This is a genomic window from Pseudomonas sp. PS01300 (genome assembly GCF_029960155.1).
GTDB lineage: Bacteria > Pseudomonadota > Gammaproteobacteria > Pseudomonadales > Pseudomonadaceae > Aquipseudomonas > Aquipseudomonas palmensis.
The window spans coordinates 1-21,345 of the sequence record NZ_JASCPN010000016.1; the positions used below are offsets into that span (position 1 = coordinate 1).

At 65.2% G+C, this 21,345-nt stretch carries 24 protein-coding genes; 13 read left to right on the top strand and 11 right to left on the bottom strand.

Annotated features, from left to right (window positions below):
* Nucleotides 1-105: 105 nt before the first annotated feature.
* Complete coding sequence (locus QMX96_RS10805) at nucleotides 106-1,677, bottom strand: SulP family inorganic anion transporter (protein WP_100634904.1); 1,572 nt, start codon at nucleotides 1,675-1,677, stop codon at nucleotides 106-108.
* A gap of 60 nt (nucleotides 1,678-1,737) precedes the next feature.
* On the bottom strand, nucleotides 1,738-2,259 hold the full coding sequence (locus QMX96_RS10810) for an NAD(P)H-binding protein (RefSeq protein WP_058541986.1): 522 nt from the start codon (nucleotides 2,257-2,259) through the stop codon (nucleotides 1,738-1,740).
* 78 nt (nucleotides 2,260-2,337) lie between these two features.
* Between QMX96_RS10810 and QMX96_RS10815 the strand changes: the two genes are divergently transcribed.
* On the top strand, nucleotides 2,338-2,673 hold the full coding sequence (locus QMX96_RS10815) for a DOPA 4,5-dioxygenase family protein (protein WP_043862256.1): 336 nt from the start codon (nucleotides 2,338-2,340) through the stop codon (nucleotides 2,671-2,673).
* 93 nt (nucleotides 2,674-2,766) lie between these two features.
* Here QMX96_RS10815 and trpA read toward each other — a convergent pair whose 3' ends face one another.
* On the bottom strand, nucleotides 2,767-3,579 hold the full coding sequence (gene trpA / locus QMX96_RS10820) for a tryptophan synthase subunit alpha (RefSeq protein WP_043862257.1): 813 nt from the start codon (nucleotides 3,577-3,579) through the stop codon (nucleotides 2,767-2,769).
* Nucleotides 3,576-4,793 carry a tryptophan synthase subunit beta gene (gene trpB, locus QMX96_RS10825; protein ID WP_043862258.1) on the bottom strand — a complete coding sequence of 406 codons (1,218 nt, stop codon included), beginning with the start codon at nucleotides 4,791-4,793 and terminating at the stop codon, nucleotides 3,576-3,578. The genes trpA and trpB overlap by 4 nt, the downstream gene beginning before the upstream one ends.
* Nucleotides 4,794-4,904: 111 nt before the next feature.
* On the opposite strand from trpB, the gene QMX96_RS10830 reads away from it, so the two are divergent.
* Nucleotides 4,905-5,801 (top strand): LysR family transcriptional regulator, encoded by an 897-nt coding sequence (locus tag QMX96_RS10830; RefSeq protein WP_043862259.1) that lies wholly within the window; start codon nucleotides 4,905-4,907, stop codon nucleotides 5,799-5,801.
* On the opposite strand, the gene QMX96_RS10835 is transcribed toward QMX96_RS10830, so the two are convergent.
* Entirely contained in the window at nucleotides 5,798-6,124 is a 327-nt protein-coding gene (locus QMX96_RS10835) for a DUF883 family protein (RefSeq protein WP_043862260.1), read from the bottom strand. The genes QMX96_RS10830 and QMX96_RS10835 overlap by 4 nt on opposite strands.
* Nucleotides 6,125-6,281: 157 nt before the next feature.
* Between QMX96_RS10835 and QMX96_RS10840 the strand changes: the two genes are divergently transcribed.
* Together QMX96_RS10840 and QMX96_RS10845 are read left to right on the top strand one after the other, a co-directional pair.
* The gene (locus tag QMX96_RS10840; protein WP_043862261.1) at nucleotides 6,282-6,497 is read left to right on the top strand and encodes a dodecin; all 216 of its coding nucleotides are present in this window, start codon (nucleotides 6,282-6,284) and stop codon (nucleotides 6,495-6,497) included.
* Between the two features lie 52 nt (nucleotides 6,498-6,549).
* Nucleotides 6,550-6,774, top strand: a complete 225-nt coding sequence (locus tag QMX96_RS10845) for a DUF1161 domain-containing protein (RefSeq protein ID WP_043862262.1) — start codon at nucleotides 6,550-6,552, stop codon at nucleotides 6,772-6,774.
* Nucleotides 6,775-6,840: 66 nt separating this feature from the next.
* Here the strand turns inward: QMX96_RS10845 and QMX96_RS10850 are convergent, their stop codons facing one another.
* Complete coding sequence (locus tag QMX96_RS10850; RefSeq protein WP_043862263.1) at nucleotides 6,841-7,845, bottom strand: LLM class flavin-dependent oxidoreductase; 1,005 nt, start codon at nucleotides 7,843-7,845, stop codon at nucleotides 6,841-6,843.
* Between the two features lie 181 nt (nucleotides 7,846-8,026).
* Here QMX96_RS10850 and QMX96_RS10855 point away from each other — a divergent pair, with 181 nt between their 5' ends.
* Together QMX96_RS10855 and QMX96_RS10860 are read left to right on the top strand one after the other, a co-directional pair.
* Complete coding sequence (locus tag QMX96_RS10855) at nucleotides 8,027-8,461, top strand: OsmC family protein (RefSeq protein WP_088514205.1); 435 nt, start codon at nucleotides 8,027-8,029, stop codon at nucleotides 8,459-8,461.
* A gap of 85 nt (nucleotides 8,462-8,546) precedes the next feature.
* Nucleotides 8,547-8,780 carry a DUF1161 domain-containing protein gene (locus tag QMX96_RS10860; protein WP_043862264.1) on the top strand — a complete coding sequence of 78 codons (234 nt, stop codon included), beginning with the start codon at nucleotides 8,547-8,549 and terminating at the stop codon, nucleotides 8,778-8,780.
* 3 nt (nucleotides 8,781-8,783) lie between these two features.
* Here the strand turns inward: QMX96_RS10860 and QMX96_RS10865 are convergent, their stop codons facing one another.
* Together QMX96_RS10865 and QMX96_RS10870 are read right to left on the bottom strand one after the other, a co-directional pair.
* Nucleotides 8,784-9,197, bottom strand: a complete 414-nt coding sequence (locus tag QMX96_RS10865; RefSeq protein WP_043862265.1) for a hypothetical protein — start codon at nucleotides 9,195-9,197, stop codon at nucleotides 8,784-8,786.
* 52 nt (nucleotides 9,198-9,249) lie between these two features.
* A complete protein-coding gene (locus QMX96_RS10870; RefSeq protein ID WP_054916040.1) occupies nucleotides 9,250-9,663 on the bottom strand; it encodes a hypothetical protein in 414 nt (137 codons plus the stop codon).
* A 65-nt stretch (nucleotides 9,664-9,728) separates the two neighbouring features.
* On the opposite strand from QMX96_RS10870, the gene QMX96_RS10875 reads away from it, so the two are divergent.
* Entirely contained in the window at nucleotides 9,729-10,847 is a 1,119-nt protein-coding gene (locus tag QMX96_RS10875; protein WP_282361781.1) for an aminopeptidase, read from the top strand.
* A gap of 27 nt (nucleotides 10,848-10,874) precedes the next feature.
* Here QMX96_RS10875 and QMX96_RS10880 read toward each other — a convergent pair whose 3' ends face one another.
* Both QMX96_RS10880 and QMX96_RS10885 read right to left on the bottom strand, forming a co-directional pair.
* Nucleotides 10,875-11,525, bottom strand: a complete 651-nt coding sequence (locus QMX96_RS10880) for an HAD family hydrolase (protein WP_054916038.1) — start codon at nucleotides 11,523-11,525, stop codon at nucleotides 10,875-10,877.
* A 32-nt stretch (nucleotides 11,526-11,557) separates the two neighbouring features.
* Complete coding sequence (locus QMX96_RS10885) at nucleotides 11,558-12,106, bottom strand: gamma carbonic anhydrase family protein (RefSeq protein ID WP_043862269.1); 549 nt, start codon at nucleotides 12,104-12,106, stop codon at nucleotides 11,558-11,560.
* 90 nt (nucleotides 12,107-12,196) lie between these two features.
* Between QMX96_RS10885 and prlC the strand changes: the two genes are divergently transcribed.
* The 6 genes from prlC (at nucleotide 12,197) to QMX96_RS10915 (ending at nucleotide 20,450) form a co-directional block, all read left to right on the top strand.
* On the top strand, nucleotides 12,197-14,248 hold the full coding sequence (prlC, locus tag QMX96_RS10890; RefSeq protein ID WP_043862270.1) for an oligopeptidase A: 2,052 nt from the start codon (nucleotides 12,197-12,199) through the stop codon (nucleotides 14,246-14,248).
* Entirely contained in the window at nucleotides 14,245-14,505 is a 261-nt protein-coding gene (locus tag QMX96_RS10895) for a YheV family putative zinc ribbon protein (protein WP_043862271.1), read from the top strand. The genes prlC and QMX96_RS10895 overlap by 4 nt, the downstream gene beginning before the upstream one ends.
* Before the next feature lie 99 nt (nucleotides 14,506-14,604).
* Nucleotides 14,605-16,629, top strand: a complete 2,025-nt coding sequence (locus QMX96_RS10900; RefSeq protein ID WP_282361782.1) for a M3 family metallopeptidase — start codon at nucleotides 14,605-14,607, stop codon at nucleotides 16,627-16,629.
* 78 nt (nucleotides 16,630-16,707) lie between these two features.
* The gene (locus QMX96_RS10905) at nucleotides 16,708-17,766 is read left to right on the top strand and encodes a PA0069 family radical SAM protein (protein ID WP_282361783.1); all 1,059 of its coding nucleotides are present in this window, start codon (nucleotides 16,708-16,710) and stop codon (nucleotides 17,764-17,766) included.
* A 243-nt stretch (nucleotides 17,767-18,009) separates the two neighbouring features.
* On the top strand, nucleotides 18,010-18,729 hold the full coding sequence (locus QMX96_RS10910) for a carbonic anhydrase (protein ID WP_043862274.1): 720 nt from the start codon (nucleotides 18,010-18,012) through the stop codon (nucleotides 18,727-18,729).
* Nucleotides 18,730-18,923: 194 nt separating this feature from the next.
* The gene (locus QMX96_RS10915; RefSeq protein WP_162484874.1) at nucleotides 18,924-20,450 is read left to right on the top strand and encodes a SulP family inorganic anion transporter; all 1,527 of its coding nucleotides are present in this window, start codon (nucleotides 18,924-18,926) and stop codon (nucleotides 20,448-20,450) included.
* A gap of 86 nt (nucleotides 20,451-20,536) precedes the next feature.
* Here QMX96_RS10915 and QMX96_RS10920 read toward each other — a convergent pair whose 3' ends face one another.
* Entirely contained in the window at nucleotides 20,537-21,184 is a 648-nt protein-coding gene (locus QMX96_RS10920; protein ID WP_054916034.1) for a hypothetical protein, read from the bottom strand.
* Between the last annotated feature and the right edge of the window lie 161 nt (nucleotides 21,185-21,345).

Genomic DNA, 21,345 nt, shown 5'->3' on the forward strand with positions numbered 1-21,345 from the left:
CTCTATGCGCGGGGCGGGCAGCGGGGGCGGGGCTAGACCGCGGCGCTGCCTGCGCCGGCAAGGCCGGCCCCTGTCGGCGCCGGCCTTGCCGGCGAAGGGCGCAACTCAATCCTCAAACTGGACCGGGCAATCAGCCGCCCCTTCCAGCTTCTGCAACTCCTCCACCACCTGCCCCCTCGCCCGCCGCAGCACCAGCTGACGCCCCTGCCGGCGCAGCCGCCGCGCCTCCTGGTGCAGCATCTCCACCCCCGAGTAATCGATGAAGTTGATCTGCCGCGCATCGATCACCACCACCGGTGCCTGGCACCGCTGCAGGCGCACCTGCAGATAATGGCTGGCGCCGAAGAAGATCGAGCCGAACACCCGCAGCACATCCGCTTCGCCTTCGCGCGACTGCTGTACCCGTGGCTGCGAAGTGCGCTTGAGGTAGAAGAACAGCGACGCCAGCACCCCGGCATAAATCGCCGTCTGCAGTTCCAGCAGCAAGGTGGCGACGCAGGTCAGCAGCATCACCAGAAACTCCGGCCGGCTGACCCGGTACAGCGCCCGAATCGCACGGTGATCCACCAGCCCCCAGCAGATCAGCAGGATGCTGCCGGCCATCGCCGGGATCGGGATGTGCGCGATCAGGCTGGCGCCCGCCACGGCGAACAGCGCCACCCACAGGGCCGAGAACACCCCCGCCAGCGGTGACTGCGCCCCGGCCTCATAGCTGAGCCCGGAACGGGTGAACGAGCCCGACGACAGGTAGCCGGAGAACCACGCACCGCCCAGGTTGGACAGGCCCTGGGCGCGGATCTCCTGGTTGGCGTCGATCAGCTGTTCGGAGCGGATCGACAGCGAGCGCGCAATCGACAGGCTGGTGACCAGCCCCAGCATGCCCACCGCCACGGCACTGGGCAGCAGGCGCAGGATCAGCTCCAGGTCCAGCAGCGGCAGCGGGCTCAGCGGTGGCAGCCGGCCAATGAACGCCGGCACCAGCGCCACATGGCCGAACAGTGCCGGCCACAGCCACACCAGCAGGCTGGCGCCGGCAAGGCTGATCAACAGCGCCGGCCAGCGCGGCCGTGCGAGCTTGATCGACAGCCCCAGCAGCAAGGTGCCCAGCCCCAGCAGCAGCGATGGCCAGTCGATGTCGCCGGCATGCTGCAGCAGGCCTTGCAGGGTTCTGAGGGCGGTGGCCTGGCTGGCGAGGTCGAGCCCCAGCAGGTTCGGCACCTGGCCCAGGGCGATCACCACTGCAGCGCCGAGGGTGAAGCCGAGCACCACCGAGTGCGAGACGAAATTCACCAGCGCGCCGAAGCGCAGCATGCCCAGCAGCCACTGGAACACCCCGGCCAGGAAGGTCAGCAGCAGGATCAGGCGGATGTAGTCGTCGCTGCCGGGCACCGCCACGGGGCTGATGCTGGCGTAGAGCACGATGGAGATGGCGGCGGTGGGCCCGCAGATCAGGTGCCACGACGAGCCCCACAGGCACGCGATCAGCACCGGCACGATGGCCGCGTACAGCCCGTACTCGGCGGGCAGGCCGGCGATCAGCGCATAGGCGATCGACTGCGGCAGGGCCAGGATCGCCCCGCTGAGCCCCACCAGCAGGTCGCGCCGCACGCTGGCACGGGTTTGCCGAGGCAACCAGGCGAGAAAGGGAAACAGACGGTGGCGCTCTAGCCAGGCCATGAAGCTCTCTATGCAGTGCGGTGAAGGCTCAGGGTGCAGGCTATGGCGGCCCGGTGCAAGTCAGGGGGCCTCGATGAAATTCACCTGTTCGCCAACATGCAGGTTCAGGTCCAGCAGGTCGGCAATGCCCGCAGCGATGCCTGCCAGGCTGTCCGGGTGCTCGCTCAGTGGCGTGTTGACCAACGTCCAGCGCAGGCCACCGGCCTGCAACAACTCCGCCAGCGGCGCCGCGCCGCCGCCAAACTGGCCCACCAGCACGATGCGACGCAGGGGCGTGCGGGCCATGCCCGCGAGCAGGGCCTGGGTCATCAGCCCCTGCCGCGAGAAGTCGCCGGGCGCCAGGCCGTCGAGCAGGCACACCACGGCCGAGCCGCCGGCGATGCTCTGTTCGGCCTGGTCTGCGCTGGCCAGGCCGCCGTTCTTGACGTGCAGGCCGGGGCGCGCCTGGGGCTGGTTGAGGTCGTCGAGGATCAGGGTCACCTCGTGCTGGCGCTGCAGCAGTTCGCTTACCAGCGCATCACCCAGGGTGCACTGGCCGCCGAGCAGGATCAGTTTGAAGACAGGTGTTTCGGCGTTTTTCACGATAGCGCTCCGGGGGTATCCTGATGGCCTTTGGACCTGCGGGAGCACCTGGGGGTTCGGTCGAATTCAGGAGGCAGCGTGCAACGGATAAAGGGGTATCACGCCCATGTGTATTACGACGCCGGTACGATGGAGCAGGCGCGGGCGCTGTGCGAGGAAGCCGCCACGCTGTTTGGCGTGAGCATGGGGCGCATGCATCAGAAACCGGTGGGGCCGCACCCGGACTGGAGCTGCCAGCTGGCATTCGGGCCGGAGATGGTGGGCGTGGTGCTGCCGTGGCTGGCGTTGTACCGCAAGGGGCTGGTGGTGTTTCTGCATCCGCTGACCGGCGATGAGCTGGCCGATCATCGGGACCATGCGATCTGGATGGGGGCCGTGCGGCCGCTGGATCTTTCGATGTTCGAAGGGGCCTGAAGCGGCGGTGAGGCTTTCGCCGGCAAGGCCGGCTCCTACAGGACTGCGGTGTCTGTAGGAGCCGGCCTTGCCGGCGAAAGAGGCGACGCGGTATCAGCCTTTGCGCGCGCCGCGCACACCTTCGGCCAGCGCCGAACACAGCGCCAGCACATCGCTTACCGCCTGCTCGCCCGTGCTGGCGTTGGCCACCTTGTCCACCAGCGCCGAACCCACGACCACACCATCGGCCAGCCGCGCAATGGCTGCCGCCTGTTCAGGCGTGCGAATGCCGAAGCCTACGCTGATCGGCAGGTCGGTGTGGCGGCGCAGGCGCTCGATGGCGCCGCTTACCTGATCGCTGGTCGCCGAGCCTGCGCCGGTCACGCCGGCTACCGACACGTAGTACACAAAGCCCGAACTGCGCTCCAGCACGCGCGGCAGGCGCGCGTCATCGGTGGTCGGGGTGGTCAGGCGGATGAAGTCGATGCCCGCGGCCTGGGCCGGGGTGGCCAGCTCGGCGTCGTGCTCCGGCGGCAGGTCGACGATGATCAGGCCGTCCACGCCCGCATCCCTGGCCTCGGCCACGAACTTCTCCACGCCGAAGCGGTGGATCGGGTTGTAGTAACCCATCAGCACGATCGGCGTGGTGGCATTGCCGGTGCGGAACTCGCGCACCATCTGCAGGGTTTTGGCCAGGGTCTGCCCGGCCTCCAGCGCACGCAGGGTGGCCAGCTGGATGGCCACGCCGTCGGCCATCGGGTCGGTGAACGGCATGCCCAGCTCGATCACGTCGGCACCCGCAGCCGGCAGGCCCTTGAGGATCGCCAGCGAAGCGTCGTAGCCCGGGTCACCGGCGGTCACGAAGGTCACCAGGGCAGCGCGGCCCTCGCGCTTGAGGTCGGCAAAACGTTGTTCAAGACGGCTCATGCCTGCTTCTCCTGCGCGGCCATATGGCTCATTACGGTTTGCATGTCCTTGTCGCCACGCCCCGAAAGGCACACCACCATCAGGTGGTCCCTGGGCAGGGTGGGCGCACGCTTGATGGCTTCTGCCAGCGCGTGGGAGGTTTCCAGCGCCGGGATGATGCCTTCAAGGCGGCAGGTGGCGTGGAACGCATCCAGCGCCTCGTCGTCGGTGATGCTCACGTACTCGACGCGCTTCACTTCGTGCAGGTAGGCGTGCTCCGGGCCGATGCCGGGGTAGTCCAGGCCGGCGGAAATCGAGTGGGCGTCGGTGATCTGGCCATCGGCGTCCTGCAGCAGGTAGGTGCGGTTGCCGTGCAGCACGCCGGGCACGCCGCCGTTGAGGCTCGCTGCGTGTTTGTCGGTGTCGACCCCGTGGCCGCCGGCCTCGACGCCGATGATCTGCACACTGGCGTCATCGAGGAAGTCATGGAACAGGCCCATGGCGTTGGAGCCACCACCCACGCAGGCGATCAGGCTGTCGGGCAGGCGCCCTTCCTTGGCCTGCAGCTGCTCGCGGGTTTCCTTGCCGATGATCGACTGGAAGTCGCGCACCATCGCCGGGTACGGGTGCGGGCCGGCCACGGTGCCGATCAGGTAGAAGGTGTCGTCGACGTTGGTCACCCAGTCGCGCAGCGCTTCGTTCATGGCGTCCTTGAGGGTGCCGGTGCCGGCGGTGACCGGCACGATCTCGGCGCCCAGCAGCTTCATGCGGAACACGTTGGCCTGCTGGCGCTCGATGTCGGTGGCGCCCATGTAGATCACGCAGGGCAGGCCGAAACGTGCGGCCACGGTGGCGGTGGCCACACCGTGCATGCCGGCGCCGGTTTCGGCGATCAGGCGCTTCTTGCCCATGCGCTTGGCCAGCAGCACCTGGCCGATGCAGTTGTTCACCTTGTGCGCGCCGGTGTGGTTGAGCTCTTCGCGCTTGAAGAAGATCTTCGCCCCGCCGCAGTGTTCGGTGAGGCGCTCGGCGAAGTACAGCGGGTTAGGACGGCCGATGTAGTCGCGCTGGAAGTACGCCAGTTGCTCGTTGAACTCGGGGTCGGCCTTGGCCGCTTCGTATTCACGGGCCAGGTCGAGCACCAGCGGCATCAGGGTTTCGGCCACGTAGCGGCCACCGAATGCGCCAAACAGGCCGTTGGCATCGGGGCCGCTGCGGAAGTTGGTCTGGGTCATGGGTCGCTCCAGGGCGTGGGTATGAGGTCGCAATGGGCCTACTCTACCCACGACACGCGCCGCTGAAAACCGATAAGATCGCCACAACCTGTCAGGAAAACTCACACGTCAATGGCCAGAGAACTGCCCCCGCTCAATGCCCTTCGGGCCTTTGAAGCCACCGCCCGGCTCAACAGCGTCAGCCAGGCTGCCGAGCAACTGCACGTGACCCACGGTGCGGTGAGCCGGCAGTTGAAGGTGCTCGAAGAGCACCTGGGCGTGAGCCTGTTCGTCAAGGAAGGGCGCGGCATTAAACTCACAGATGCAGGTGTGCGCCTGCGCGACGCCAGCAGCGACGCCTTCGAGCGCCTGCGCAGCGTGTGCGCCGAGCTGGGCCAGGACCGCGCCGACGCACCGTTCGTGCTGGGTTGTTCAGGCAGCCTGCTGGCGCGCTGGTTCATTCCGCGCCTTGGGCGCCTGCAGGCCGACCTGCCGGAGCTGCGTCTGCACCTGTCGGCGGGCGAAGGCGACCTGGACCCGCGCCGGCCGGGGCTGGATGCGCTGCTGGTATTCGCCGAGCCGCCGTGGCCGGCCGACATGCAGGTGCACGTGCTGGCACAGGAATGCATCGGGCCGGTGCTCAGCCCGCACTTTCCAGGGTTCGACCGCCTGCGTCAGGCGCCAGCCAGCGCCTTGCTGGGGGAAACCCTGCTACACACCACCTCACGGCCCCAGGCCTGGCCCGACTGGGCCCGCCAACAGCACATCGACCCGCAGGCAATGCGCTACGGGCAAGGTTTCGAGCATCTGTATTACTTGCTGGAGGCAGCTGTGGCCGGCCTGGGGGTGGCGATCGCCCCGCAGCCGCTGGTGGCCGATGACCTGCGTGCCGGCAGGCTGGCGGCACCGTGGGGCTTTGGTCCTACGCGGGCGTCATTGGCCCTGTGGGTGCCCCGGCGCGCCGCGGACGGGCGCGCCGAGCAGCTGGCGCACTGGTTGCGCGCCGAACTGGGGCGTCAGGCGCTTTAGTCGCCGCGCTTGCACAGCAGGTAGGCGGCCAGCAGGCCCAGTGCGCCCACGGCCACGCCGGCGGTGGTCCAGGGGTGTTGCTGGGCATAGTCACGGGTGGCGATGCCGGTTTCGCGGGTCTTGGTCTTGACCTCTTCATAGGCATCGGTGAGCAGGCTGCGCGAGTGACGCAGGGCATTTTCGGCATTGCCCTTGAGGCTCTTCAAGGTCTTGCGCGACTCGTCCGAAGCATCGTCTTTGAGGTTTTCCAGGGATTTGAGGAGACTTTCGATTTCCGCTTCCATGCTTTGCAACGAGGCTTTACGTAGCGAGCTATTGGCCATGGTGGCTCTCCTTCAGGGTTTGAGTGGCATGTGAAGAATGGGACTGCGCAGTGCCGCGAAAGTGCAGAGCAATCGAACTTTTGCCAGGTTTTTACCCACACAGGTAAACCTGCCTGGCGCTGCTAGGCTCAATGCACACCATTGATGGAGAGTAGTCATGTCTGATCACCACACGTACAAGAAGGTCGAACTGGTCGGCTCCTCGCCCAGCAGCATCGAGGACGCGATCAACAATGCCCTGGCCGAAGCGGCCAAGAGCATCAAGCACCTGGAGTGGTTCGAAGTGACCGAGACCCGGGGCCATATCAAGGATGGCAAGGCGGCGCATTTTCAGGTAACCATCAAGGTGGGCTTCCGTATCGCCAACAGCTGATGGCGGCCGGCTGGCCCTGAACCCTTTTTGATCTGAACAAGGAATGCGATCGATGAAGAAGCTGGTATTGGCGTTTGGCTTGATGACCCTGGCCGGGACTGCGCTGGCGGCAGGCAAGCCGTGTGAAGAATTGAAGAGCGAGATTGCCGCGAAGATCGACGCCAATGGCGTACCGCACTATTCGCTGGAAATCGTCGACAAGGGCGCTGCGACCGATGGCAAGGTGGTGGGGTCGTGTGAAGGCGGTACCAAGGACATCGTGTACAAGCGCGGCTGATCGGTGAGTCTTTTGCCAGCAAGGCTGGCTCCTACGTAGGAGCCAGCCTTGCTGGCAAAAGGGACTTCAGTTGCCCTTGATGACCTGAGACAGAATCTCGTAGGACCGGATCCGGTCCGCATGCTCGTACAGGTCGCAGGTAAAGATCAGCTCATCAGCACCGGTCTGCTCCAGCAGCACGTCCAGTTTGGCGCGGATCTTCTCTGGCCCGCCCACCATCGCCAGGCCCAGGAAACTTCCCACTGCCTCCCGCTCATGGGGCTGCCACAGGCCGTCCATGCTATCGACGGGCGGGCGCTGCACCAGGCTCTGCCCACGCATCAACGCCAGAATTCGCTGATACACCGAGGTGGCCAGGTACTCGGCCTGCTCGTCGGTATCGGCCGCCACCAGCGGTACACCCAACATCACGTAGGGCTTGTCGAGCACCGTCGAGGGCTTGAAGTGGTTGCGGTACACGCGGATCGCTTCATGCATCATGCGCGGCGCAAAGTGCGAGGCAAACGCATACGGCAAGCCGCGCATCCCCGCCAGCTGTGCACTGAACAGGCTCGAGCCCAGCAGCCAGATCGGCACCTCGGTGCCATACCCCGGCACGGCAATCACTTTCTGGTCGGGCGTGCGCGGGCCCAGGTAGCGCACCAGTTCCTCTACATCGTCCGGGAAGTCGTCGGCGCTGCCCGAGCGCTCGCGGCGCAGGGCGCGGGCGGTCATCTGGTCGGAGCCCGGCGCACGCCCCAGGCCCAGGTCGATACGGCCCGGGTACAGGCTGGCCAGGGTGCCGAACTGCTCGGCAATCACCAGCGGCGCGTGGTTGGGCAGCATCACCCCGCCTGCACCCACGCGGATCGTCGAGGTACCACCGGCCAGGTACCCCAGCAGCACCGAGGTGGCGGAGCTGGCAATGCCGTCCATGTTGTGGTGCTCGGCCACCCAGAAGCGGTTGTAGCCGAATTTCTCCACGTGTTGCGCCAGGTCCAGCGAGTTGCGCAGCGACTGGGCCGGGCCGCTGTCCTGGCGTACCGGTACCAGGTCGAGGGTGGAGTATTTGATGTCCGCGAGTCGCGTCATGGCGTGTACGCCTCCTGAATGGTTAGGCCGACAGCATGCCGCGACCTTTCTGACTCTGTATGGGCAGATCACAGGTATTCAATGCCTGCCCCTGCAATCGGGCTGAACTTGCCCGTGGTGACGCCCTCTGAATTGAACGCCAGGCGCGATCCCCCGCGCTCTCAGGCACTCAGGAGGCTTTATGAGTTCGATAAAAAAGACAGCATCGGCAATCTGGCAAGGCGACCTGAAGACCGGCAAGGGCCAGCTCTCCACCGAGAGTGGCGCCTTGAAGGCCAACCCCTATGGCTTCAACACCCGGTTCGAAGGCCAGCCTGGTACCAACCCTGAAGAACTGATCGGCGCTGCCCATGCAGGCTGCTTCTCCATGGCCTTTTCGATGATCCTCGGCGAAGCCGGCCTGACCGCCGAGCGTATCGACACCATCGCCGAAGTGACCCTGGACAAGCAGCCCGATGGTTTTGCCATCACCGCCGTGCACCTGATCCTCAAGGCCAAGGTGCCCGGTGCCGACAAGGCGAAATTCGAGGAGCTGGCCAACAAGGCCAAGGCGGGATGTCCGGTATCCAAGGTGCTCAAGGCCCAGATCAGCCTGGACGCCACCCTGGTGGACTGACGCCGGCGCAGATCAGAACGACGCACGGCTTCTTGTGGTCAAATGGCTGTCGGCAGATGGTCTGCCGCCACAAGGAGCTGTTCTGATGACTCGTATTGCATTCGCTGTGCTGACCTCGTTGCTGGCCACCAGTGCGCTGGCCGCGCCCAAGGACTGCGCCGAGCTCAAGGCCGAGATCGAAGCCAAGATCCAGGCCAACAATGTCTCTTCCTACACCCTGGAAATCGTGACCAACGATGAAGTCCATGACCAGAACATGGTGGTGGGCAGCTGTGAGAACGGCACCAAGAAAATCATCTACCAGAAAAACGATCGCTAGCCGTCACGGGATGCAGAAGATGTCGTTCTGTTCTTCGGCGACCAGCTTGCGCTGCGCGTCGTACAGATAGGCACTGGGCTGCATGGCCGGGGCGCGGGCTTCGATGCGGTAGCGCTGGCCGGCCTGGAAGTCGTCGTAGCGAATCTTCAGGTAGCAGGTGCGTTCGGTAGGGTCGGTGCTGAAACCGCCTGAATACACCTCGAAATCAAAGCGCACCACCAGTTCGTGTTTGCCCGGCGTGACCTGGAAGAAACGGCCGTCGTTCAGGCGCTGACCATCCAGGCGGTCGGCCATGAGCACCTTGCCCGGCGTGACGGTATACAGGTCGATCCAGGCCTGCTTGCTGTCGACCGGTGGCAGGGGACTGGCACAGGCCCCCAAGGTACTGATGGCAAGCAGCATCATGGGCTGGCGCATGGCAATCTCCGCTGGCGGGCTACAAGCTACAAGCATAGCGCCATTAGTCTGTTCAGGTACGCTGGCATCCGGCAGGCAAACCGGTGCCGACCAGTTTGCGCTGCTCGTCGTAGAGCTTGGCCCAGGGCCTGAAGCCGATACTGCCGGCCTGCAACTGATAGCGCTGGCCGGCATTGAAATCCTTGAATTTCACGTTCAGCTGGCAATCGCGCCACAGTGGTTCGTCCACCGGCCCGATATTGCCGGGCGCTACCGCGAACTGATAGCGCACCGTCAGCTCGTGACTGCCCGGCGTGACTTCGAAGTAGCGGGTGTCGGCCCAGCTGCGCTCGTCCACCTCCAGCGCGTGCAGGGTGTCGTCGGCAGCGGGCTGGAGGTCGACCCAGGCCTGGTTCGGGTCGGCGGCGGGCAGGCCGGCGCAGCCGGTCAGGGCCAGCACAGCGCTGGCGGCAAGCATCGTACGCATGGCAAAACTCCGGGCAGGCAGGATAGTCTTGGGCCGATGAGCACTTGAGCGAGACATCCCTGCACATGGTTCGAATTTTTTTCTGGTTGCGCTCAAGCCCCGGGGCACTCGACCGCGTTTTCCGCGGGTTGGTTCCCGTGCTGCTGCTCGGGCTGCTCAACGGTTGCACCAGCCTCGGCTACTACAGCCAGCTGGCCAGCGGGCAATGGCAGCTGCTGCGCGCGCGCGAGCCGGTGGCGGTGCTGGTGGCCGGCCCGGCCACCCCCCCTGCCCTGCGCCAGCACCTGGCGAAAGCGCAGCAGGCACGCGCTTTTGCCAGCAGCCACCTTAAGCTGCCGGACAACCGCAGCTACCGGGTGTACGCCGATATCGGGCGCCCGTTCGTGGTGTGGAACGTGTTCGCCACCCCGGAGTTTTCGCTGGAACCGCATACCTACTGCTTCCCCATCGCCGGTTGCGTGGCCTATCGCGGCTACTACAGCCAGGGTGCGGCGCGCGGGGCGGCGGCGTTGCAGAAGGCGCAGGGGCAGGATGTGTATGTGGGCGGGGTGGAGGCCTATTCGACCCTGGGCTGGTTCGACGACCCGATTCTCAATTCGATGCTGGGCTGGGGCGACGAGCGCCTGGCCACGGTGATCTTCCACGAACTTGCGCACCAGCGCGTGTACGTGAAGGACGACACGGCGTTCAACGAGTCGTTTGCCACCTTTGTGGAGCAGGAAGGTTCGCGCCAGTGGCGCGCGGCCCGCGGGCTGGCGCCCTTGCCGCAGGGTGGAGCGCGCCAGCGTGACGAGTTCGTGGGGCTGGTGCTGGCCAGCCGCGAGCGGCTCAAGACGTTGTATGCACAGCCGCTGGACGAGGCAGCGATGCGCGCGGGCAAGCAGGCCGAGTTCGAGCGCCTGCGCAGCGAGTACCGGGTGCTGCGCGATACAAGGTGGCAGGGCGACAAGCGCTATGACGCGTGGATCAACGCGCCGATGAACAACGCCAAGCTGCTGCCGTTCGGGCTGTATGACCAGTGGGTGCCTGCGTTTGCAGCGTTGTTCCGGGAGGTTGGCGGAGATTGGGCGGTGTTCTACCAGCGGGTCGAGGCCTGGGGGCGGTTGCCGTTCGAGCAGCGCCAGCAGGCCCTGGAAAGCTCCGCCGGCAAGGCCGGCTCCTACAACGCTTCGCACCCCCTGTAGGAGCCGGCATTGCCGGCGAAAAGGCCTTCAGGACCGCATGAAGGCCCGATGCAGCTCGCCCAGCGTGTCGAAATGATACGCCGGCTGCTCTGCGGTCAATTCCTCGCGGCTGCCAAACCCGTAGCCCACCGCCACTGCTTCCAGCCCGTTGCTGCGCGCGCCGATCAGGTCGTGCTTGCGGTCGCCGATCATCAGCGTCTGCGCCGGGTCCAGGTTTTCTTCGGCCAGCAGGTGCGCAATCAGCTCCACCTTGTTGGTGCGCGTACCGTCCAGCTCGCTGCCGTAGATGACCTTGAAATGCCGGGCAAAATCGAAGTGCCGGGCAATCTCGCGGGCGAACTCCCAGGGCTTGGAGGTGGCGATGTACAGCGTGCGCCCCTGCGCCTGCAGCCCTTCGAGCAGCTCGCTCACGCCTTCGAACACGCGGTTCTCGTACAACCCGGTGACCTTGAAGCGCTCACGGTAGAAGTTCACCGCCTGCCATGCCTTGGCCTCGTCGAAGCCGTAGAACTGCATGAACGCCTGCAGCAAGGGCGGGCCGATGAAGTGCTCCAGGCGGGCCAGGTCCGGCTCGTCGATGTCCAGCTTGGCCAGGGCGTACTGGATGGAGCGCGTGATGCCTTCACGGGGGTCGGTGAGTGTACCGTCGAGGTCGAACAGAATGGTTTGCTGGTGCATGACAGTCTCGAAAAAAGGGGGCTGTGGATAACTCACTCGGGCTGGTCGAAGCCTTCGGCCAGGTGCAGGTCCTTGAGCTTCACGTAGTTGGCGGCGCTGTAGGGGAAGAACGCGCGTTCCTTGTCGGTCAGCGCCCGTGCCTGCTTCACCGGGCTGCCCACGTACAGGAAGCCGCTCTCCAGCGTCTTGCCCGGCGGTACCAGGCTGCCGGCACCGATGATCACCTCGTCCTCGACCACCGCGCCGTCCATGATGGTGCTGCCCATGCCGACCAGAATGCGGTTGCCCAGGGTGCAGCCATGCAGCATGACCTTGTGGCCAATGGTCACGTCATCGCCGATCAGCAGCGGGTAGCCGTCGGGATTGAACGGCCCGGCATGGGTGATGTGCAGCACGCTGGCGTCCTGCACGCTGGTGCGCGCGCCGATGCGGATGCGGTGCATGTCGCCGCGGATCACCGTCAGGGGCCATACCGAGCTGTCCTCGCCGATCTCGACATCACCCAGCACCACTGCGCTGCGGTCGACGAAGGCGCGGGCGCCGAGACGCGGAATGTGTTGCTGGAAGCTGCGGATGGCCATGAATAGTGTCTCTCTGTAAGGCTGATAGCTGCGGTCAGCGTCGATTGTAATTAAGATGGAGCGGTGTTTCTTCTGCCAAGGTGTTTAACCGTGAGTGCGAACAACCCGCTTCTGCAGTCTTATGACCTGCCGCCCTTCTCGGCGATCCGTGCCGAGCATGTGCTGCCGGCGATCGAACAGATCCTGGCCGACAACCGCAGCGCCATCGCCTCGATCCTGAAAACCCAGGGCCAGAACCCCACCTGGGCCGGCCTGGTGCTGGCCATGGACGAACTCAACGACCGACTGGGTGCCGCCTGGAGCCCGGTCAGCCACCTCAACGCGGTATGCAACAGCGCCGAGCTGCGCGAGGCCTACGAGGCCTGCCTGCCGGCCCTGAGCGCCTACGCCACCGAAATGGGCCAGAACCGCGAGCTGTTCCAGGCCTATGAAGCGTTGATCGCCAGCCCCGAAGCCGCCGGCTTCGATGTGGCGCAGAAAACCATCCTCGAACATGCCCTGCGTGACTTCCGCCTGTCGGGTATCGACCTGCCGGCCGACCAGCAGAAGCGATATGCCGAGGTGCAGAGCAAGCTTTCGGAACTGGGCAGCCGTTTCTCCAACCAGCTGCTCGACGCCACCCAGGCCTGGACCAAGCACGTCACCGACGAGGCCGCACTGGCCGGCCTGACCGAATCGGCCAAGGCGCAGATGGCGGCCGCCGCGCAGGCCAAGGGCCTTGATGGCTGGCTGATCAGCCTGGAATTCCCCAGCTACTACGCCGTGATGACCTACGCCCACGACCGTGCCCTGCGCGAAGAACTGTACGCGGCCTACTGCACCCGCGCCTCGGACCAGGGCCCCAATGCCGGCCAGTTCGACAACGGCCCGGTGATGCGCGAGATCCTCGACCTGCGTCAGGAGCTGGCCGAGCTGCTGGGTTATGCCAACTTCGCCGAGCTGAGCCTGGCCACCAAGATGGCCGAGTCCAGCGACCAGGTGCTGAGCTTCCTGCGTGACCTGGCCAAGCGCAGCAAACCCTTCGCCGCCCAGGACCTGGCCCAGCTCAAGGCCTACGCCGCCGAGCAGGGCTGCCCGGACCTGCAGAGCTGGGACAGCGGTTTCTATGGCGAGAAGCTGCGCGAACAGCGTTACAGCGTGTCGCAGGAAGCCCTGCGTGCCTACTTCCCGATCGACAAGGTGCTGTCGGGCCTGTTCACCATCGTGCAGCGCCTGTACGGCATCGAGATCGCCGAGGTGAAAGGCTTCGATACCTGGCACCCGGACGTGCGCCTGTTCGAGATCAAGGAAAACGGCCAGCACGTGGGGCGCTTCTTCTTCGACCTGTACGCCCGCGCCAACAAGCGCGGCGGTGCCTGGATGGACGGCGCCCGCGACCGTCGCCGCACGGCCGATGGCAGCCTGCAGAGCCCGGTGGCCAACCTGGTGTGCAACTTCACCCCGGCCGCCCCGGGCAAGCCGGCACTACTGACCCACGATGAAGTCACCACCCTGTTCCACGAGTTTGGCCACGGCCTGCATCACCTGCTGACCCGCATCGAGCATGCCGGGGTATCCGGCATCAATGGCGTGGCCTGGGACGCGGTCGAGCTGCCGAGCCAGTTCATGGAGAACTGGTGCTGGGAGCCCGAAGGCCTGGCGTTGATCTCCGGTCATTACGAAAGTGGCGCTGCCCTGCCGCAGGACCTGCTGGAGAAGATGCTGGCGGCGAAGAACTTCCAGTCGGGCCTGATGATGGTGCGCCAGCTGGAGTTCTCGCTGTTCGACTTCGAACTGCACGCCAGCCACGGCGATGGCCGCAGCGTGCTGGAGGTGCTCGAAGGGGTGCGCGACGAGGTTTCGGTGATGCGCCCGCCGGCGTACAACCGCTTCCCCAACAGCTTTGCGCACATCTTCGCCGGCGGCTACGCGGCCGGTTACTACAGCTACAAGTGGGCTGAAGTGCTGTCGGCCGATGCCTTCTCGCGCTTCGAGGAAGAGGGTGTGCTCAACGCCGAAACCGGTCGCGCCTTCCGCGAGGCGATTCTGGCCCGTGGCGGCTCGCAGGCGCCGATGCGCCTGTTCGTCGACTTCCGTGGCCGTGAGCCGTCGATCGATGCGCTGTTGCGCCACAGTGGCCTGAGCGAGGACCTGGCGGCATGAGCAAGACCAAGAAGCGCTTCATTGCCGGGGCCGTATGCCCGGCGTGCAGCGAGCCGGACAAGCTGATGATGTGGAGCGAAGACGGCGTGCCACACCGCGAGTGCGTGGCCTGCGGGTTCTCCGACACGCTCAACGAACAGGGCCTGTCGGTGCCCAAGGAACTGGGCACCCGCGTCAACCAGGCCGAGGCCAAGGCGCCCCAGCCTGCGGTGCAGACGGTGCAGTTCTTCCCCAATCCGAAGCTGAAGAAGCCCTAGCGGGCCGTGTGGCTGGTGCAGGGGCATACATAGTTAGCCCCTGGCGCACCGGCAACCCTTGAAAGTGACGGGACCTTCCCGTCACTCAAGGAGCTGCCCATGACCAGCAATCCCCTGCTCGCCCCCCTCGATCCGCCAGCCTACGCCGACATCCGCCTGGAACACCTGACGGCGGGCATCGACCAGATCATCCTCGACAACCACAACGCCCTGGCCCGCATCATCCTGGCCCAGCGTGGCCTGCCTACCTGGGACGACCTGGTGATGGCCATCGATGCACTGGATGCACGCCTCAACAACGCCGTTCGCCTGATCGTGCCCCTGTACACCCGCGGCGAGGCCTGGAAGGCGGCCGTGGACGAGTGCTGGCTCAAGACCCAGGCCTATCATCAGGCAAAGCTGCAGAACGCCACGTTGCTGGCGCTCTATCAGCGTCTGGCCGACAGCGCCCACGGTGCGCTGTTCAGTCACGAACGCAGGATGTCGCTGCAGCAGTCGATCAAGGCCTTTCGCCTGAGCGGCGCCGAGCTCGGTGAAACCGAGCGTGCCCGCCTGATGGCCCTGCAAACCAGCATCAGTGCCCAGCGCAACCTGTTCCTCGACAACCTGGCACACGCCACCGGCGCCTGGACCCTGCTGATCACCGATGCCCGGCGCCTGCAGGGGGTCGACGCGCTGGAGACCGCCGCCATGGCGCGCAAGGCCCAGGCCAAGGGCCTCGAGGGCTGGCTGGTGACCTTGGAAGAGGCCCCGTGCCTGGCGATCCTGCAGCAGGCCACAGACCGTAGCCTGCGTGAAACCGTGTATCGGGCCTACCATGGCCGCGCGTCGGAGCTGGACGCAGGCCCCGACAACGGCCCGGTGCTGCTGGAGTTGCGACGACTGCGCCATGAGCAGGCGCAACTGCTGGGGTTTGCCAGCTTTGCCGAACTCAGCCTGCAGACCAAGACGGCAGAATCGACGCAACAGGTCACGCGGTTTCTGCAGGACCTGAGCACCCACAGCGCCGCCTGGCGTAGCGCCGAAACCGCGCGGTTGCGGGCCTTCGACCAGCAGGCGCGCCTGGGTGGCCTGCAACCCTGGGACATCGCCTTTTACGCGCAGCGTGCGCATCGGCACCCGCTGGCGCTGTCTGGCGAGGAAATGCGTGGCTACTTTCCGCTGGAGCAGGTGGTGCTGGCCATGACGCAACTGGCCGATACCCTGTTCGGCGTGCAGATCACACCGTCCAGCACGTTGCAGGCCTGGCATGCGGATGTGCGGTGCTTCGAGGTAACCCAGGGCCATGCGTTGGTGGGGTACCTGTACATGGATGCGATCACCCGCCCGGGCAAGGAGGACTACGCCTGGAGCCTGCGAGTATGGAACCGCCACGTGGATGCCGAGGGTCGGTTTCACAAGGGCGCGGCGGCGCTGTTCTGCGCAGTCGAGCGTGGCGACGGGGTTGCCCCACCGTTGCTGACCCACCTGGACCTGCGCAAGCTGTACCACGAGTTCGGTCACTGCCTGCACCAGCTGCTGGTGGCCACCACCGATTACCGCCTGTCCGATATCGACAGCCTGGGGCCGGACGGGATCGAGTTCTTCAGTGAGCTGCTGGAGCGCTGGTGCTGGTCGGCCGAGTACCTGGCCGGTATCTCCCATCACTACCAGACAGGCAAGGCACTGCCGCAGTCCACGGTGCAGGCGTTTCTCGACCAGCAGAAACAGCAGCAAGGGCTCACGTTTGCCCGAGACCTGGCCATGGCGCGCCTGGACCTGCACCTGCATGGCGAGACCTACCCGGCTGCTGCGCAAAGCCTGCAGCAGCAGGTGGTGGAACAGTTCGACGCAGTGCTGCCCTGGCCGCTGGGCGATTTCGAGCGCCCGGCCCAGGCCTTCGATCACCTGGCCAGCGGCTACGAGGCGGGCTATTACAGCTACCTGTGGTCGCGGGTCTACGCGATCGATGCCTTCGCCCGGTTCGAAGCCGAAGGCGTGCTCAACCCGGCCACCGGGCGTGCCCTGCTCGAGGCCATTGTTGCCCCGGGGGCCGGGCGCTCGATCACGGCAGGGTTCAAGGTGTTTCGCGGGCGTGAGGTGAGCCCCCTGCCGTTTCTGCAGTGGCATGGCCTTAACCCGTAGCCACGTCGGGCGCCGAGCGGTGCTGGAGGTCCTGGTGGCGATGAAGTACTGTATATAAAAACAGTACAGGGGCTCGCCATGTTCACTCCAGCGCCTGTGCGTGGTCGCGGTACCGCGCACAACCCGCACAACCGCTTCGCCCCTGCCCGCTCTGTGGCCGAGGATGATGGCTGGTACCAGGAGGTGCCGCTGACCCAGGGCACCGAAGTCCGCATCGAGACGGCCAAAACCATCATCACCCGTAACACCTCGGCCGACCTGCCCTTCGACCGCTCGATCAACCCCTACCGAGGTTGCGAGCATGGTTGCATCTATTGCTATGCCCGCCCCAGCCACGCCTACTGGGACCTGTCGCCGGGGCTCGATTTCGAGACCAAGCTGATCGCCAAGACCAACGCGGCGGCGGTGCTGGAACAACAGCTGTCGAAGAAAGGCTACGTGTGCGCCCCGATCAACCTGGGGTCCAACACCGACCCGTACCAGCCCATCGAGCGCGAACAGCAGCTGACCCGGCGCCTGCTCGAAGTGCTGCTGCGCTACCGTCACCCGGTCACCATCGTGACCAAGGGCTCGCTGATCCTGCGCGACCTCGACCTGCTGGCCGAACTGGCACAGCAGCGCCTGGTGTCGGTGATGATCAGCCTGACCACCCTCGACGACGAGCTCAAGCGCACCCTGGAACCGCGTGCCGCCGCGCCCAAGGCGCGGTTGCGGGCGATTCGGGTGATGCGCGAGGCGGGTGTACCGGTAGGTGTGCTGTGTTCGCCGATGATCCCGATGATCAACGACAGCGAACTGGAGCACCTGCTGGAGGCGGCCAAGCAGGCCGGCGCGCTGCACGCGGCCTACATGCTGCTGCGCCTGCCGCTGGAGGTGGCGCCGCTGTTCGAGCAATGGCTGCAGGATCATTACCCACAACGTGCGACCCATGTGCTGAGCCTGATCCGTCAGAGCCGTGGCGGCGAGCTGTACGACAGCCGTTTTGGCGCACGCATGCGGGGCGAAGGCGTGTTTGCCGACTTGCTGGCGCAGCGTTTCGACAAGGCCATGCGCCGCCTGGGACTGAACCGGCGTGAAGGCCATGCGCTCGATTGCAGCGCGTTCTGCCCGCCCGGTGGGCAGTTGTCGCTGCTGTAATGCATTAATGGGTAGTTGCCATTAATGCTTTTTTGCTAGTATTCGAGGCCCGCCCTTTTGTTCTGGAACGCCCGTTCTAGAGCCTCCAAATTCAGTTTGAGTTAAGTTTTTCCGCGTAGCGTGAAAAGCCAGGCAGCCGCACTGTGCTTTATTGAGCGTGAGCGACATCCAAGCTTCATTGCGTTGTCTGAATCTTGAACCGGTAAAATGGACTTACCTTCAAACCGTCAAAGAGGATCAACAATGAAAGACCAGGACCCCTCTCAAAACGGCCCGGCTGATCAAGCCGAAAGCGCCGATGCCGCACTGAAGCATATCGTCGACGGCTTTTTGCATTTTCATCATGAAGTCTTCCCGCAACAGGAAGAGCTCTTCAAGAAACTCGCCACTGCGCAGAAGCCGCGGGCGATGTTCATTACCTGCGCCGACTCGCGCATCGTGCCCGAACTGATTACCCACAGCTCCCCTGGCGACCTGTTCGTGACCCGCAATGTGGGTAACGTGGTGCCGCCCTACGGGCAGATGAACGGTGGTGTATCCACGGCCATCGAATACGCGGTGATGGCCCTGGGTGTGCAGCACATCATCGTGTGCGGGCATTCCGATTGCGGGGCCATGCGTGCCGTGCTCAACCCGCAGAGCCTGGAGAAGATGCCCACGGTCAAGGCCTGGTTGCGGCATGCCGAGGTGGCGCGCACGGTGGTCGAAGACAATTGCCATTGCCACAACGAACACGAAAGCATGCAGGTGCTGACCAAGGAAAACGTCATCGCGCAGTTGCAGCACCTGCGTACCCACCCTTCGGTCGCCTCGCGCCTGGCGGCCGGCCAGTTGTATATCCACGGCTGGATCTACGACATCGAAACCAGCGAAATCACCGCCTATGACGCGGTAAGTGACCGCTTCCTGCCCCTGCAGAGCGGCCAGCCGATTCCCTGCGCCACCCCGCGCGGGCGCTACTAGCCACACCTCATTCGCAACAGGGTGACTGAAGGCTGCACGTTCGCGTGCAGCCCAGGTAGTCGGCTGCCTTGAATTTCCATGAATGCCTTGCCGGCCTGCCGGCGGCTTGCGGCTGCCCGCGTGGCGGCGTTACTGCGGCGTGCGGGCCAGCGGAATGGCCCGGCGTGATCGATAGAGGGAGAATCAAGGTGAACATGACGCAATTGAAAGCGGCCCTGCCGCGTGAACTGCTGGCTTCGGTGGTGGTGTTTCTGGTGGCGCTGCCGCTGTGCATGGGCATTGCCATCGCTTCCGGCATGCCCCCGGCCAAGGGTCTGATCACCGGCATCGTCGGTGGCCTGGTGGTGGGGTTCATCGCCGGCTCGCCATTGCAGGTCAGCGGCCCGGCGGCGGGCCTGGCGGTGCTGGTGTTCGAGCTGGTACGCCAGCATGGCATGGCCATGCTCGGGCCGATCCTGCTGCTGGCGGGCCTGCTGCAACTGCTGGCAGGGCGCCTGCGCCTGGGCTGCTGGTTCCGGGTCACGGCGCCGGCGGTGGTGTACGGCATGCTCGCCGGTATCGGCGTGCTGATCGTACTGTCGCAGGCGCATGTGATGTTCGACGCCAGCCCGCAGCCTTCCGGGCTGGCCAACCTGACGGCGTTCCCACAGACCGTACTGCAGGCGCTGACCCCGGAAGGCCCCGGCAATGCCTGGCAGGCGGGTGCGTTGGGCCTGGGCACCATCGCGATCATGTGGGGCTGGGAGCGCCTGCGCCCGCAGCGTCTGCGCTTCGTTCCGGGGGCCTTGCTCGGGGTGGCGCTGATGACCCTGCTGAGCCTGTGGCTGGCGTTGCCGGTGAACCGCGTGGTGGTGCCCGCCAACCTGGCCGAGGCCATCGACTGGCTGCGCCCCGCCGACCTGCTGCAACTGGCCAACCCGCACCTGCTGGTGGCGGCGCTCGCCCTGGCATTCATCGCCAGTGCCGAGACGCTGCTGTCGGCGGCGGCGGTGGACCGCATGCACAGTGGCCAGCGTTCGGATTTCGACCGTGAACTGTCGGCCCAGGGGGTGGGCAACATGCTCTGCGGCGTGCTGGGGGCGTTGCCGATGACGGGGGTGATCGTACGCAGTTCGGCCAACGTGCAGGCCGGTGCGCAGACGCGGCTGTCGGCTATTCTGCATGGGGCATGGCTGCTGGCGTTCGTGGTGGTGCTGAGCAGTGTGCTGCAGCAGATCCCGGTGGCGAGCCTGGCAGGTGTACTGGTGTACACCGGCTTCAAGCTGGTGGACTTCAAGGCGTTCCGCGGGTTGGGGCGCTATGGGCGCATGCCGATGTTCACCTACGCGGCGACCGCACTGGCGATCATCTTCACCGACCTGTTGACCGGCGTACTGCTGGGTTTCGCCCTGACTTTGCTCAAGCTTGCGCTGAAGGCGGCGCGGTTGAAGATCAGCGTCAGCCACCTGGATACGCCGGGGCACCTGGAGCTTCGCTTGAGCGGTGCGGCGACGTTTCTCAAGGTCCCGGCACTCGCCCGGGCGCTGGATAACGTACCGGTATGTACCACGTTGCATGTACCGCTGGCCCAGCTCAGCTACATCGACCACGCGTGTCTCGAGCTGCTGGAGGACTGGGGCCGGGCGAATGCGGGCAATGGATCGGTGCTGGTGATCGAGCCGCGCGGGTTGAAGCGGCGCACCGAGGGGCGGGCGCGCATGGCGGCAGGGCTTGGCGCGTGAACGATTCGCCAGCAAGGCTGGCTCCTACACGGGGTGTAATCCTGTAGGAGCCAGCATTGCTGGCGAAGGCTGCGCCGCCGAGCCGATCAGGCCGACTGATCCAGCTCCAGCCCCACGCCCAGCTGGCGCGACAGGCACGGCCAGCGCTTCCACGCCGCGCCGGTGTCCGGGCTGCTCAGCTTGTCGCGGTAGGCCTCTACCGATTCAAGCGCGAAGCTTTCGTCGTTGAGCATTTCGTCCACCGAGTGGTGCACCACCTCATCCAGCTGGTTGGCGAATGCCTCGCCGATCAGCTGGTGCGCGATCAGGTTGGCCACGGTGGTATCCAGTGGGATCAGTGGCTGCTTGAAATGCTTGATGTACAGGTCGTTCACTTCCTCCACCAGGCGGTGCGCCAGGTAGGCCTCATCCAGCAGGCAGCCCAGGCCGACCTGGCCTTGCATGATCGCCGGCGGCTGCAGGAAATAGGCTTCGGCAATTTTCAGTACCGGTTTGATCTGCGACTCGATGCCCGCCTCGCGCGCCACCGCATTGGCGGCCTCCAGCAATTCGGGTACCTGATCGATGTACGCATCGACAAACCCCACAAGCGCCGCATGCGGGTCTTGCTCAGGCAGGTTGATCGAGGGATGCAGGTGGGGCAGTTGCACTTCAAGTTGCTTTTTCAACTGGCCGGTTTGGACCTCATGTTGACGGGCACGGGTGATCTGCTCGCGCAAAGCGGCGATGTTCATGACAACTCCAGGGACAAGGGAAACACACGGATGACATAAGGTAGCTCGGTTCGAAAAAGAGTTAAGACGGATTTGTCATAAACGATGTGCGTTTATGTCGCTGTAAGGCATATCAAATGGCCATCAACCCCCTCTCGGCGATTTTTTGCGCGGTCCGGGCG

What these genes read in the sequence shown, in the direction of transcription:
- QMX96_RS10805 (WP_100634904.1), bottom strand. Translation starts at nt 1,677, where the DNA reads ATGGCCTGGCTAGAGCGCCACCGTCTGTTTCCCTTTCTCGCCTGGTTG.
- trpA (WP_043862257.1), bottom strand. Translation starts at nt 3,579, where the DNA reads ATGAGCCGTCTTGAACAACGTTTTGCCGACCTCAAGCGCGAGGGCCGC.
- trpB (WP_043862258.1), bottom strand. Translation starts at nt 4,793, where the DNA reads ATGACCCAGACCAACTTCCGCAGCGGCCCCGATGCCAACGGCCTGTTT.
- QMX96_RS10830 (WP_043862259.1), top strand. Translation starts at nt 4,905, where the DNA reads ATGGCCAGAGAACTGCCCCCGCTCAATGCCCTTCGGGCCTTTGAAGCC.
- QMX96_RS10835 (WP_043862260.1), bottom strand. Translation starts at nt 6,124, where the DNA reads ATGGCCAATAGCTCGCTACGTAAAGCCTCGTTGCAAAGCATGGAAGCG.
- QMX96_RS10840 (WP_043862261.1), top strand. Translation starts at nt 6,282, where the DNA reads ATGTCTGATCACCACACGTACAAGAAGGTCGAACTGGTCGGCTCCTCG.
- QMX96_RS10845 (WP_043862262.1), top strand. Translation starts at nt 6,550, where the DNA reads ATGAAGAAGCTGGTATTGGCGTTTGGCTTGATGACCCTGGCCGGGACT.
- QMX96_RS10850 (WP_043862263.1), bottom strand. Translation starts at nt 7,845, where the DNA reads ATGACGCGACTCGCGGACATCAAATACTCCACCCTCGACCTGGTACCG.
- QMX96_RS10855 (WP_088514205.1), top strand. Translation starts at nt 8,027, where the DNA reads ATGAGTTCGATAAAAAAGACAGCATCGGCAATCTGGCAAGGCGACCTG.
- QMX96_RS10860 (WP_043862264.1), top strand. Translation starts at nt 8,547, where the DNA reads ATGACTCGTATTGCATTCGCTGTGCTGACCTCGTTGCTGGCCACCAGT.
- QMX96_RS10865 (WP_043862265.1), bottom strand. Translation starts at nt 9,197, where the DNA reads ATGCGCCAGCCCATGATGCTGCTTGCCATCAGTACCTTGGGGGCCTGT.
- QMX96_RS10870 (WP_054916040.1), bottom strand. Translation starts at nt 9,663, where the DNA reads ATGCGTACGATGCTTGCCGCCAGCGCTGTGCTGGCCCTGACCGGCTGC.
- QMX96_RS10875 (WP_282361781.1), top strand. Translation starts at nt 9,729, where the DNA reads ATGGTTCGAATTTTTTTCTGGTTGCGCTCAAGCCCCGGGGCACTCGAC.
- QMX96_RS10880 (WP_054916038.1), bottom strand. Translation starts at nt 11,525, where the DNA reads ATGCACCAGCAAACCATTCTGTTCGACCTCGACGGTACACTCACCGAC.
- QMX96_RS10885 (WP_043862269.1), bottom strand. Translation starts at nt 12,106, where the DNA reads ATGGCCATCCGCAGCTTCCAGCAACACATTCCGCGTCTCGGCGCCCGC.
- QMX96_RS10895 (WP_043862271.1), top strand. Translation starts at nt 14,245, where the DNA reads ATGAGCAAGACCAAGAAGCGCTTCATTGCCGGGGCCGTATGCCCGGCG.
- QMX96_RS10900 (WP_282361782.1), top strand. Translation starts at nt 14,605, where the DNA reads ATGACCAGCAATCCCCTGCTCGCCCCCCTCGATCCGCCAGCCTACGCC.
- QMX96_RS10905 (WP_282361783.1), top strand. Translation starts at nt 16,708, where the DNA reads ATGTTCACTCCAGCGCCTGTGCGTGGTCGCGGTACCGCGCACAACCCG.
- QMX96_RS10910 (WP_043862274.1), top strand. Translation starts at nt 18,010, where the DNA reads ATGAAAGACCAGGACCCCTCTCAAAACGGCCCGGCTGATCAAGCCGAA.
- QMX96_RS10915 (WP_162484874.1), top strand. Translation starts at nt 18,924, where the DNA reads ATGACGCAATTGAAAGCGGCCCTGCCGCGTGAACTGCTGGCTTCGGTG.
- QMX96_RS10920 (WP_054916034.1), bottom strand. Translation starts at nt 21,184, where the DNA reads ATGAACATCGCCGCTTTGCGCGAGCAGATCACCCGTGCCCGTCAACAT.